The sequence below is a fragment of the Rathayibacter sp. CAU 1779 genome, assembly GCF_054551755.1.
On the sequence record NZ_JBTOLK010000003.1, the window covers coordinates 394,489 to 406,772 of the forward strand.

Consider the following 12,284-nt stretch of genomic DNA (forward strand, 5'->3'; position numbering starts at 1 on the left):
TGTGCGCGTCCCCGATCTGTCGGCTGAGGCGCTGGATGCGGGGCGGCGGCGGGCGGGGCGAGGCATCCATCGATGCTCCCACACCCCCGTCGGGAGTTGCCGGGGAGCGGCGGCGCGTCTGTGCCGTGCGGGACATCCGCTCGCTCGCCCCTCCTGCGAGTCCGTTCACCGATTGCCGACCGAGTGCTCACCGGGCGCCCAGGCGCCCTCCGTACCTTCTCTTTCTGCGATGCGCTTCTTCTGCGATGCGCACGACCGGTACGAGAGGACCGCGTGACCTACTACAAGAACGGCAAGCCGCTCGATCCCACGAAGATCGCCCGGATCAATCGGGCCGGGGAGCGGCAGAACGCGGGCGACGATGCGTCAACGCCCACGCCGCATGAGCGACAAGGTGCCGCGAAACCGGAAGCCGCGCGACAGCTCGGGACGCAACGCGATTCCGCACGATCCAGCTCGACCGCCCGACCGTCGTCGCGCACACCATCGACGGCTCAGCGTTCCTCCGATCCGTACGAGCTCCTGGAGCCGTATCGGGAGCCGAAGCGCGGACGCGCATCGGCGACGCCTCCAGCCGCTCCGCCGGATCCCGCAACCGCTCGCAAGCGCAAGTTCCGGCGCCGACGCATCATCGCAGGCATCGCCGTCGCCGTGGTCCTGGTGGTGGTCGCCGCGGGCGTCATGGTCTTCACGCAGTATCAGCAGCTGTCATCCGGCATCCACCGCACGAGCCTGGGCCCCGTGCAGAACACGGCGGAGACCAACATCCTGGTGATGGGGCTCGACAGCAGGCTCGACGAGAACGGCGACCCGCTGCCGGCGGACGTCTACAACGCCCTGCACGCCGGAACGTCGGATGACGGCGGATACAACTCCAATGTGCTCATGCTGCTGCACGTCCCCGCCGGCGGCGGGCATCCGGTCGGCATCTCGATTCCACGCGACGACTGGGTGAGCCTGCCCGGTTCGCCGGACGGCGTCTCGATGGGCAAGATCAAGCAGGCATACGGCTATCAGCTCGACGCGACGCTCACGCACCTCGTCAACACGCAGCCGAACCTCTCTCATCCTGACGCCTACCAGCAGGCGCGTTCGGCGGCTCGCGTCGAGGAGGTGAACACGGTCTCGCAGTTCCTGAACGTGAAGATCGACCACTTCGTCGAGGTGACGATGGGCGCGTTCTACCAGTTGGCAGAGGCGGTGCAGCCGATCCAGGTGTGCCTGAACGCCGCAACGGCCGACAGCTACTCCGGTGCAGACTTCGCCAAGGGGCTCCAGGAGATCAACGCAGCCCAGGCCGTGGCCTTCGTACGCCAACGACGCGACACCACGACCTCCGACGTCAACCTCACGGACCTCGACCGGGAGCGGCGCCAGCAGGCGTTCATCATCTCGCTCGCCAACAAGCTGCAGCACCAGAACCTCTTCGACGACTTCACCGTGATGGAGAAGATGCTCGGAACGGTCAAGAACGACATCGCCGTCGACTCGAATCTCGATCTGCTCAGCCTCGCCTCCGATGCCAAACGATTCGGAGGCGGCGGCGTGAGCTTCGAGACGCTGCCGATCTCGTCCTTCGGCTACGAGGACGGCCAGGACGTCAACCTCGTCGACCTCGACCAGGTGCGCGCCACGACGGCGCAGCTGATCGCGGCATCGGATGCCTCGTCCGCCGCGACCGCACGTCCTTCCGCATCGACGGGGTCGGGCTCCGGCTCCTCCGGCTCTGGTTCGTCGGGGTCGGACGGGTCCTCGGGATCGAGGTCCTCCGGGTCCGGATCGACGCCCTCGAACACGTTCGGGACCGGAGGTGTCATGTCGTCGTCCTCCATCCCCTGCGTGAGCTGAGGCCTACGCCAGGATTCCGCGCGTCGAGCCGGGCACAATGGGACGGGTGCGCCTCTACCTCGCCTCCACCTCACCCGCCCGACTGGCCCTGCTGCGCTCGGCAGGTGTGGAGCCGCTGACGATCTCGCCCGGGGTCGACGAACCGGCGACCGTCGCCCAAGCTGAAGACGTGAGAGGTGCGCCGCTTGGTGCGTCCGACATGGTCCAGCTCCTCGCCAGGGCCAAGGCGGAAGCGGTCGTGGGTGCTGCTGTGGACGGCTCCCCCATCGACGGTCTCATCCTGGGCGGAGACTCCGCGTTCGAGGTAGACGGGGTGATCTACGGCAAGCCGCACGAGGCATCCGTCGCCCGAGCGCGCTGGCACGCGCAGCGCGGACGCACCGGCGTGCTGCACTCCGGCCACTGGCTGATCGACCACACGGGCGGACGGGTCAGGCGAGCGGAAGGCGCCGTGTCGACGGCGTCGGTCACGTTCGCCGACGACATCGACGATGCGGAGATCGATGCCTACATCGCGACCGGCGAGCCGCTGAAGGTGGCGGGAGCGTTCACGATCGACAGTCTCGGCGGACCGTTCATCACCCGGGTCGACGGGGATCCGAGCACGGTCGTCGGCTTGTCACTGTCCACGCTGCGAGCCCTGGTCAAGCGACTCGGCTTCGAATGGACGGACCTCTGGGCCTGAACGCCGAGCACGACGCTGGGGCTGAACGCCGAGCCACCGAGCACGTTGCCAGGCCCACACGCTCAGCGCGGGCGCGCACGGTGTTGTAGGCATCCGAAAGCCCTTGGGGTCAGGTTTGTGCGCACCATTCAAAACCAGGCATACACACGTCAATAGGCTTGAAGACTGTGCCCCACATCTCCAAGGTCCTGATTGCCAACCGCGGCGAGATCGCCGTGCGAGTCATCCGAGCGGCGCGTGACAGCGGTATCGCCTCGGTTGCCGTCTATGCAGACCAGGATCGCGAGGCCGTGCACACCAGGCTGGCCGACGAGGCCTACGCACTCGACGGCGCGACGAGCGCCGACACGTACCTGTCCATCGAGAAGCTCCTGTCGGTGTGCCGCCGATCCGGTGCGGACGCCGTGCATCCCGGCTACGGGTTCCTCGCGGAGAACGCGGACTTCGCCCGCGCCGTCATCGGCGCCGGCCTCATCTGGATCGGGCCCGGCCCGGACGCCATCGAGCGTCTCGGCGACAAGGTGTCGGCCCGTCACGTCGCGGAGAAGGTCGGCGCGCCGCTGGCCCCCGGCACGCTGAACCCCGTGGCCAACGCCGACGAGGTGCTCGAGTTCGTCGACCAGTACGGCCTTCCCATCGCCATCAAGGCGGCATTCGGCGGCGGCGGACGCGGCCTCAAGGTCGCACGCGAACGCGGCGAGGTCGCCGAACTGTTCGAGTCAGCAACGCGTGAGGCCATCGCCGCCTTCGGCCGCGGCGAGTGCTTCGTCGAGAAGTACCTCGACAAGCCGCGTCACGTCGAGACACAGTGCTTGGCGGATGCCCACGGCAACGTCGTCGTCGTCTCCACCCGTGACTGCTCCCTCCAGCGCCGCCACCAGAAGCTCGTCGAGGAGGCGCCGGCGCCGTTCCTCACCGACGACCAGCGCGAGCAGCTCTACGCGTCGTCGAAGGCCATCCTCAAGGAGGTCGGATACCTCGGCGCAGGCACGTGCGAGTTCCTGATCGGTCAGGACGGCACCGTCTCGTTCCTCGAGGTGAACACGCGACTGCAGGTGGAGCATCCGGTCTCCGAGGAGGTCACCGGAATCGACCTGGTGCGCGAGCAGTTCCGCCTCGCAGAAGGCGGCGTGCTCGACTACGACGACCCGCAGCCGCGCGCACATTCGTTCGAGTTCCGCATCAACGGTGAGGACCCGGGCCGAGGCTTCCTGCCCGCCCCCGGGCCGGTGCACGTCTTCAAGCCCGCGTCGGGTCCCGGCGTTCGCGTGGATTCCGGTGTGCAGTCCGGCGACGTCATCTCCGGCGCCTTCGACTCGCTGCTCGCCAAGCTCATCGTCACCGGATCCAGCCGCGAGGAAGCGCTCGAGCGCTCGCGCCGTGCCCTCGACGAGTTCGAGGTCGCAGGGCTGCCGACGGTGCTGCCGTTCCACCGCGCGATCGTGCGCGACTCGGCGTTCGCACCGGAGGAGGGGCATCCGTTCAGCGTCTACACGCGCTGGATCGAGACCGAGTTCGTGAACGAGCTGGAACCGTGGTCGGGCGAAGGAGCCGAACAGCCCGAAGCCGAGGCGCGGCACAGCGTCGTCGTCGAGGTCGGCGGCAAGCGCGTCGAGGTGAGTCTGCCGACCCGCCTGCTGATCGCGGGAGGTTCGACCGCCGCACTGGGCCATGCGCCGAAGCGCAAGTCGGCGTCGCATTCGGTCACCACCGCGACCGGGGACTCGGTCACGGCGCCCATGCAGGCCACCGTCGTGAAGCTCGCCGTCGGCGAGGGCGACCAGGTGGTCAAGGGCGACCTCGTGGTCGTGCTGGAGGCGATGAAGATGGAGCAGCCGCTCACCGCCCACAAGGACGGAACGATCAGCGGCCTCAACGCCGCCGTCGGCACCACCGTCTCCAGCGGTCACCTGCTGCTCAACATCGTGTGAGTCGGCGGGCCGCGCCGCGCGCGGCGCCGTCGGCCCTGGCAACTGCGCCATTTGCGCACTATTGCGCCACCTGAGCCGGCGCAATAGTGCGCAAATGGCGCTATTGCTGTCACGCTGGTCCCTGAGTGGGCATTGCGAGTCAACGCAACGTGCGCGGTCTGCGCACGATCGGCAGCCCCGCATCCAGAAGGATGGCGCGGAGAGGGTCACGTTTCCATGCATCAGCCCACTCCCAGTGGGCCGGTGTCCACTGGACGCGGCGAATCGCGTTGTCGCGCCGCTTCTCGGCTTTCACCCGGTCCTCAAGAGACAGGGTTGATGGGTATCGCGGGTCCACGTACTTGCCCCAGCCATCCGCCTCGCCGACGACGCGCCAGTCCGGCCACCCGAAGTCGGAATAGACGGTGTCACCGCTCTTCAGCCGGATCGGGATCTGCAGCTCGGGCTCGGGAAATCCGAGTTCTTCGACGGTGACGCGACTCACGGACTCGAAGGGGCTCTCGGCCGAAGTGGTTGCCGCGGCCAGCACGCCTCGTGCCGTCGCAGAGCCGCGGTACGGCATCCGCTCGTGGTGCGCTGCCATCAGCTCGTCGAACGAGATCATCGGGGGAACCATGCCGAATCGGTCGACGTGCAGCGCCGCATCGAGCATGACCAGCGCGGTGATGTAAGGAGCAGTCCTGCACACCTCGATCAACGTGTCGGCGAGGGATGTGGTACGGAAGCCATCGAATTCCAGAACCGTCTCATGTCCACTACGCGGAACTTCGACTACGCCGTTTCTCCGCCTACCGCTCGTACTCGACGAGAGCAGGTAGACCGTATGCGGCATCGTGCCGACAAGTGGAAGCCCGAACCAGACAGCCGCGGAGAGCCCCGCGAGCACGGGGTCCAGGCGAAGGGATATCGCTGCGGCGATGTCCATCGCGTATCGGTCTTGCGTCGAGAGCCCGCTCAGGGCGGCCGCAGGGGCATAGGCACCTCGTCGAAGACGCACGAGCGAGCCGTGCTGGTGATCGTGTCGAAGCGCGGCATACGTACCAGTGCTGTCGCGATGTGCCGAGACCACAAGCGGCAGGTCGGGGCCGAAGACGGGATGCTTCACGATCCTGAAGCCTGCCGCGGGCTTGCCCAACGGTCTTCTCATCGACATCAATCCTGGAGAAGTCTGCGCCCGGATTGCTTGGGGACGAGAAGATCGAGCATGCGCAACCGCCCATGTGACAGTCTCAGAACCGCACCACTCCGGTAGTCGCGCCATTTGCGCACTACTGCGCCAGCGAGAGTGGCGCAGTAGTGCGCACATGGCGCAATCCCGGGCGGAGCGGCAGCGGACGGCGCCCTCAGAGCACGATGTGCATCGCGCGCGCCGCGTCCGTGATCGAGCTGGAGAGCGACGGGTACACGGAGAAGGCGCGAGCCACCTCGTCGACCGTGAGCCGATGCTCGACGGCGAGTGCGACCGGAAGGATGAGCTCGCTGGCGCGGGGCGCCACGATGACTCCTCCGATGACCGTGCCGCTTCCGGTGCGGGCGAAGAGCTTCACGAATCCGTCGCGGATGCCCTGCATCTTGGCTCGCGGGTTCGATTTCAGCGCCAGCTTGTAGATGTCGCCCTGGGCGATGCCCTCTTCGATCTCGCGCTGGTTCCAGCCGACCGTCGCGATCTCGGGTGAGGTGAAGATGTTGGATGCCACGTTCCGCAGCTCGATCGGCGTCACCGAGTCGCCCAGAGCGTGGAAGATGGCCGTGCGGCCCTGCATCGACGCGACGGATGCCAGAGGCAACACGTTCGAGCAGTCTCCCGCCGCGTAGATGCTCGGCATCGACGTGCGTGCCACGCGGTTCACCCGCACATGGCCGCTCGGGGTGAGCTGCACGCCGGCGCCCTCCAGCCCGATGCCCACCGTGTTGGGGATGGATCCGACCGCCATCAGGCAGTGGGATCCCTCGACCGTTCGACCATCGCTCAGTGTCGCGATGACTCCGGTCTCCGTGCGCTGCACGGACTCGGCGCGCGACTTCGACAGCACGGTCATGCCGTTGCGCTTGAAGACCTTCTCGAGCACGGCAGCGGCATCCGCATCCTCGCCGGGCAGGACCTGGTCGCGACTGGAGACGAGCGTCACCTTCGCGCCGAGGTAGGTGTACGCGCTGGCGAACTCGGCGCCCGTGACACCGGATCCAACCACGATCAGGTGCTCCGGCACGGAATTCAGGCCGTACAGCTGAGTCCAGGTGAGGATCCGTTCTCCGTCCGGCATGGCCGACGGCAGCAGCCGCGGACTCGCGCCGACGGAGATCACCATCGTGTCCGCCTCGACGCGGTCGAAGTCCGTTCCCTTGTCCTTCGCTGTGGACACGATCAGCGCGTTGGGGCCGTCCAGCCGGCCCTCGCCTGTGACGATGCGCACGCCGGCATGCACCAGCTCGCTGCGCATGTCTTCGGACTGCTGGCGCGCGAGTCCGAGGAGTCGCTTGTTGACCGCCGACAGGTTGACGGCCACCTCGGGGCGGATCGGCTTGCCGCTCTCCGTGCGTCCGAAGAACTGCACGCCGAGATCGGCCGCCTCTCCGATGGATCGTGTGGCGTCCGCGGTCGCGATCAGCGTCTTGGAGGGGACGACATCCGTCATCACCGCTGAACCGCCGACGCCGCCGCGTTCGACGAGCGTGACCTCGGCCCCAAGCTGGGCGCCGGCGAGCGCCGCCTCATAGCCGCCGGGGCCTCCCCCGAGTACGGCGATCCTCTGCTTACGCTCGAACTCGAAGGCCATGCGTCCATTGTCTCAAACGTTGCTGACCGTCGCGGATGCCACGGCCTCCCGGCTGCGCGCCTCGCCCCGTCCAACGGCTGGAGGACGGCCGAAACGGCTGTCCACGCCCCTGGTCGATGTCCGAGCCTGCAACGAATCCGCTCGATCCCGAAGACCAAGGTGGCACCGGAGTGCGCGACTGCGCGAACGAGCACCACTCAACGCACGGATGAGCGGCTGCCAGAGCGCGAATATGCTGTTGCAATGGCATCTGAGGACTCAGTGAATCCCTTCGACGACCGCTCGGCCGATCCGTTCGAGATCGCCCGGATCGCGGCGGAACAGATCGCCGAACGCACCGGTGTCGAGCGCCACGACATCGCCCTCACGCTGGGCAGCGGATGGGGCAAGGCCGCGGATCTGATCGGCGAGACGGTCGCGAGCGTGCCCGCCACAGACATCCTCGGGTTCCACAGGCCGGCGGTGCCCGGTCACGTTGGCACCATTCGCTCCGTGCGGCTGACGAATGGCAAGCACGCGCTCGTGCTGGGTGCGCGCACCCACTTCTACGAGGACAAGGGCGTCCGACCGGTCGTGCACGGCGTTCGGACCGCCGCAGCCGCGGGCGCGAGCGTGATGATCCTCACCAACGGAGCGGGCGGCATCAAGCCCGCCTGGGGTCCGGGGACTCCGGTCCTGATCAGCGACCACATCAACCTGACGGCGGCGTCGCCGTTGGAAGGCGCGACGTTCGTCGATCTCACCGATCTCTACGCGAAGCGGCTGCGCGACATCGCCCGCACCGTGGATGCGACGCTCGACGAGGGCGTGTATGTGCAGTTCCGCGGTCCGCACTACGAGACGCCGGCCGAGGTGCAGATGGCGAAGACCATCGGCGGCCACATCGTCGGCATGTCGACGGCGCTGGAGGCCATCGCGGCGAGGCAGTCCGCCATGGAGGTGCTCGGAATGTCACTGATCACGAACGCGGCGGCGGGCATCTCTGACCAGCCGCTCAGCCACGCGGAGGTCATCGAGGCGGGCCGGCAGGCCGAGCCGGTCATCAGCGACCTCCTCGCCCGCATCGTGGCGAAGCTGTGAGCGACGCGGTGGACGCGATCGTCGACAGGGCACGAGCGTGGATCGATGACGATCCGGATGTCGAGACCCGCGCCGAGTTGCAGGCTCTCGTCGATGAAGCGGTAGCGGGATCGCAGGAGGCTCTTGCCGACCTTCACGGACGCTTCGACACTCGTCTCTCCTTCGGCACCGCCGGGCTGCGTGGCGAGATCGCCGCCGGTCCCAACCGGATGAATCGGATGCTCGTGGCCCAGGCCGCGGCGGGCCTCGCCGCGTACCTCAACGAGCAGGCGTACGGCACGGACACAGCAGCAGACAGCGGCGACGACGACGGCAGGGGCAGCAGCAGTGCACCGTCGGTCGTCATCGGCCACGACGGACGCAAGAACTCACGCGTCTTCGCGCGAGACACCGCCGAGCTGATGGCCGGAGCGGGAGTGCGCGCCATCCTGCTCCCCCGACTCCTGCCGACCCCCGTCCTGGCGTTCGCGGTTCGCCACCTTGACGCATCAGCCGGCGTGATGGTCACCGCCAGCCACAATCCAGCCCGCGACAACGGTTACAAGGTCTATCTCGGCGGCGCGGACGAGGGGTCCCAGATCGTGCCGCCCGCCGACGCGGACATCGCCGCGCACATCGACAGGATCGCCCGGGGTCGCGTCTCCGACCTGCCGCGCTCCGACGCGTTCGAGATCGCGGACGAGTCCCTCGTCGACGCCTACATCGCGGCGACGGCGGCCGTTGCCGGTCGCGGAGACGACGACGCGGCCGCAACTGCATTGGGATCCGAGTCCGGTCTCAGCGTCGTCTACACGGCCATGCACGGCGTCGGATGGGAGACCGCACGCGCGGTGTTCGCCGCTGCGGGGCTGCCCGCGCCGGTCACGGTGCCGGAGCAGGCGGATCCGGATCCCGAGTTCCCCACCGTCGCGTTCCCCAATCCGGAGGAACCGGGCGCGCTGGATCTCGCGTTCGCGCTCGCACGTGCCAGGGGCGCCGACCTCGTGATCGCCAACGATCCCGACGCGGATCGGCTGGCCATCGGCATCCCGGATCCTTCGACCACGGACGGCTACCGCCGGCTCAGCGGCAACGAGGTGGGCACCCTGCTCGGCTGGGCCGCTGCGGAAGAGGCCGTCGCACGCGGTGCGGGGGGCGTGCTCGCGGCATCCATCGTCTCCTCCCCGGCCCTGCGCGCGATAGCGGATGCCTACAGCCTGCGTTTCGCAGAGACCCTCACGGGCTTCAAGTGGGTGAGTCGTGTGCCGGGCCTCGTATACGGGTACGAGGAGGCGCTCGGATACCTCGTGAACCCGCAGACCGTTCGGGACAAGGACGGCATCTCCGCCGCGACGCTCGCCCTGAAGCTGGCCGCGGAGTTGCACGCCGAGGGGCGCACGATCGGCGATCGGCTGGACGAGTTCATCGAGCGGTTCGGGGCGTACTCGTCCGACCAGATCTCGCTGAGGGTCACCGATCTCGACCGTATCGGCCGCATCATGGCCGCTCTGCGGGCCGATCCGCCCGCGGAGGTCGGTGGCATCCGCGTGGTGCGGATCGACGACCTGCGCCCGGGATCGGCGGAGTTGCCGCCGAGCGATGTCCTGCGGATCGTGCTCCACGACGGATCCCGCATCATGGTGCGTCCGAGCGGCACGGAGCCGAAGCTGAAGATCTACATCGACACGTTCGATGACAGCGGAGCGGATGTCGCATCCCGCCGTGCTGCGGCACAGGCCACGGTGCAGGTGCTCGCTGACGCGATGCGCGGCATCACCGACGCGTTGTAGACGCCGGACGGCGCCGATCGCGATCGCCCCGTTTGCGGGTCCGAGGATGTGCACCCTCGGACAGGGAAACGCGCACCCTCAGGCGGCGAAACATGCACCCTCAGGCGGCGAAACATGCACCCTCGCTCGGCGAAACGCGCACTTTCGGCGACAGAAGAGTGCGCGCTCGCAACCACGCGCTCGCGGTGATCAGCCGAGGGCTTCGTCGAGCTTGCGCTCCAGCTCCGTGAGGTCGAAGTAGTTGTCGATGACGACGATGTCGGCGTTCGTCGGGGGGATCCGCGGAACGAGCTCGGGCGAGGTCAGGATGACCTGGGCGTCCGATCCCGTCGTCGCGACGCCGGCGACATCCGTCGCGCTGACGTCGGCCGAGATGCCGAGGCGGTCGAGCACACGCTCCGCGTTCACCTTGAGGATGCCCGAAGTCCCGATGCCGGCACCGCAGATGGCGACGATCTTCATCGCACGGTCACCGAGGCGTCGTCCTGCACGTTCGGCGCTCCGATGACGCGCCAGACGTCGTCCGGGCTCGTCGCATCGGCCAGCGCGGGGATCGACTCGGGGTCGTTGAAGATGTTCGCGAGTTCCGCGACCGAGTTGACGTGCGCATCCGGCGTCGCGACGGCGAGCCCGACGACCACCCGCACCGGGTCGTTGTGCGGATGCCCGAACGACACCGGGTTGGCCAGCGTCACGACCGAGAGGCCGTCGGCGAGCACGTCAGGGCCGGGGCGAGCGTGCGCGAGCGCCAGTCCGGGGGCGATCACGATGTACGCGCCGAACTCGTCGATCACCTGGATCATCCGGTCCGTGTAGCTGTCCCGCGTAGCGCCCGAACGACGCAGCGCCGAACCCGCGAACCGTACCGCGGCGCGCCAGTCCGCCGCGTGCACACCGAGGTCGATGGCAGAGTCGGGCAGCGGCGGAAGCGACATGGTCACAAGCGTATCGCGCCGGTTCATCAAGGCTCGCTGAAAGTGTCCTCCGCGGACATGGCGCGTTGTGCGAGCCTCCTCAGACCGCGTCGAATCCGACCGAGATCGCCTCGGCGAGGTCCTCGCGATCCTCCAGCGGGAGGAAGGTCGACCTGGCAGCGTTCAGCTGGAACGTCTCGAGGTCGTCGAGGTCGTATCCGAACGCCTCCGAGAGAAGCCCGAGCTCACGCGTCAGCGTCGTGCTGCTCATCAACCGGTTGTCGGTGTTGACCGTGACCCGGAACCCCAGCTGGTAGAGGAGGTCGAAGGGGTGGTCGACGAGCTCGTCGCCCCACGCCGCGATCGCCCCGGTCTGCAGGTTGGACGACGGGCTGAGCTCAAGCGCGATCTCGCGATCCTTGACCCACTGCGAGAGCCGTCCGAGGGAGACGTAGATGTTCTCGTCGTCCTGACGCTCGATCGTGATGTCCTCGGCGAGCCGCACACCGTGTCCGAGCCGCAGTGCGCGTCCGTCGAGAAGCGCGCTCTGGATGCTCGCCAGGCCGTCCGCCTCCCCCGCGTGCACCGTTGTGGGGAAGTACTGCTCCGCGAGGTAGTCGAATGCGACGCGGTGGTTGCTCGGCGGGAAGCCCGCCTCCGCACCCGCGATGTCGAATCCGACGACACCGGCATCCCGATGCCGCACGGCGAGCTCGGCGATCTCCAGTGCACGGTCCGCGTGGCGCATGGCCGTGACGAGCTGCCCGACACGGATGCTCGCGCCGTTGGCGCGCACATCCGCCACTCCCTGCTCCAAGCCGCTCTGCACGGCCGCAACGGCCTGGTCGAGTGAGAGTCCCCGCGCAAGGTGCTGCTCGGGCGCCCAGCGGATCTCGCCGTACACGACGCCGTCCGCCGCGAGATCGAGCACGAACTCCCGTGCGACGCGGGCCAGACCGTCACGGGTCTGCATGACGGCGGTGGTCACGTCGAAGGTCTTGAGGTATTCCACGAGCGAGCCGGAGTTCGCCTGCGTGGAGAACCACTCGCCGAGCGTGTCGGCCTTGGTCTCAGGCAGGTCGAGGCCGATGTCGTCGGCGAGCTCGATGATGGTCTGCGGTCGGAGTCCGCCGTCCAGGTGGTCGTGGAGCGACACCTTGGGCAGGACGCGGACGTCGACTCCGTCGACGAGGTGGGCGGTGGTACTGGGAGGCTCCGTGGGGCCAGACGACTCTGCGCTCATTGCTCCAGGTTATCTGCGGGGAGTGCCGCGCGCCGCA

The 12,284-nt window shown here is 68.1% G+C and carries 10 protein-coding genes; 5 read left to right on the forward strand and 5 right to left on the reverse strand.

Features of this window, described 5'->3' with window-relative positions:
- Positions 1-273 precede the first annotated feature (273 nt).
- The 3 genes from ACX9R5_RS15965 (at position 274) to ACX9R5_RS15975 (ending at position 4,464) form a co-directional block, all read left to right on the forward strand.
- On the forward strand, positions 274-1,848 hold the full coding sequence (locus tag ACX9R5_RS15965) for an LCP family protein (protein ID WP_459410029.1): 1,575 nt from the start codon (positions 274-276) through the stop codon (positions 1,846-1,848).
- Positions 1,849-1,885: 37 nt separating this feature from the next.
- Positions 1,886-2,533 (forward strand): Maf family protein, encoded by a 648-nt coding sequence (locus ACX9R5_RS15970; protein WP_459410030.1) that lies wholly within the window; start codon positions 1,886-1,888, stop codon positions 2,531-2,533.
- Positions 2,534-2,700: 167 nt separating this feature from the next.
- Positions 2,701-4,464, forward strand: coding sequence for an acetyl/propionyl/methylcrotonyl-CoA carboxylase subunit alpha (locus ACX9R5_RS15975; RefSeq protein ID WP_459410031.1), 1,764 nt, complete (start codon positions 2,701-2,703; stop codon positions 4,462-4,464).
- Between the two features lie 139 nt (positions 4,465-4,603).
- Here ACX9R5_RS15975 and ACX9R5_RS15980 read toward each other — a convergent pair whose 3' ends face one another.
- Positions 4,604-5,725: a hypothetical protein gene (locus ACX9R5_RS15980; RefSeq protein WP_459410032.1), complete on the reverse strand. Its 1,122-nt coding sequence runs from the start codon at positions 5,723-5,725 to the stop codon at positions 4,604-4,606.
- 82 nt (positions 5,726-5,807) lie between these two features.
- Positions 5,808-7,241 carry an NAD(P)H-quinone dehydrogenase gene (locus ACX9R5_RS15985; protein WP_459410033.1) on the reverse strand — a complete coding sequence of 478 codons (1,434 nt, stop codon included), beginning with the start codon at positions 7,239-7,241 and terminating at the stop codon, positions 5,808-5,810.
- Between the two features lie 243 nt (positions 7,242-7,484).
- Between ACX9R5_RS15985 and ACX9R5_RS15990 the strand changes: the two genes are divergently transcribed.
- Entirely contained in the window at positions 7,485-8,321 is an 837-nt protein-coding gene (locus ACX9R5_RS15990) for a purine-nucleoside phosphorylase (protein ID WP_459410034.1), read from the forward strand.
- Positions 8,318-10,090, forward strand: coding sequence for a phospho-sugar mutase (locus ACX9R5_RS15995; protein ID WP_459410035.1), 1,773 nt, complete (start codon positions 8,318-8,320; stop codon positions 10,088-10,090). Before ACX9R5_RS15990 ends, ACX9R5_RS15995 begins: the two co-directional genes overlap by 4 nt.
- A gap of 189 nt (positions 10,091-10,279) precedes the next feature.
- On the opposite strand, the gene ACX9R5_RS16000 is transcribed toward ACX9R5_RS15995, so the two are convergent.
- From ACX9R5_RS16000 to ACX9R5_RS16010, 3 genes are all read right to left on the reverse strand, one after another.
- Positions 10,280-10,552 (reverse strand): PTS sugar transporter subunit IIB, encoded by a 273-nt coding sequence (locus tag ACX9R5_RS16000; RefSeq protein WP_459410036.1) that lies wholly within the window; start codon positions 10,550-10,552, stop codon positions 10,280-10,282.
- The gene (locus ACX9R5_RS16005; protein WP_459410037.1) at positions 10,549-11,025 is read right to left on the reverse strand and encodes a PTS sugar transporter subunit IIA; all 477 of its coding nucleotides are present in this window, start codon (positions 11,023-11,025) and stop codon (positions 10,549-10,551) included. Before ACX9R5_RS16005 ends, ACX9R5_RS16000 begins: the two co-directional genes overlap by 4 nt.
- Positions 11,026-11,104: 79 nt before the next feature.
- Entirely contained in the window at positions 11,105-12,247 is a 1,143-nt protein-coding gene (locus ACX9R5_RS16010) for an adenosine deaminase (protein ID WP_459410038.1), read from the reverse strand.
- Positions 12,248-12,284: the final 37 nt, after the last annotated feature.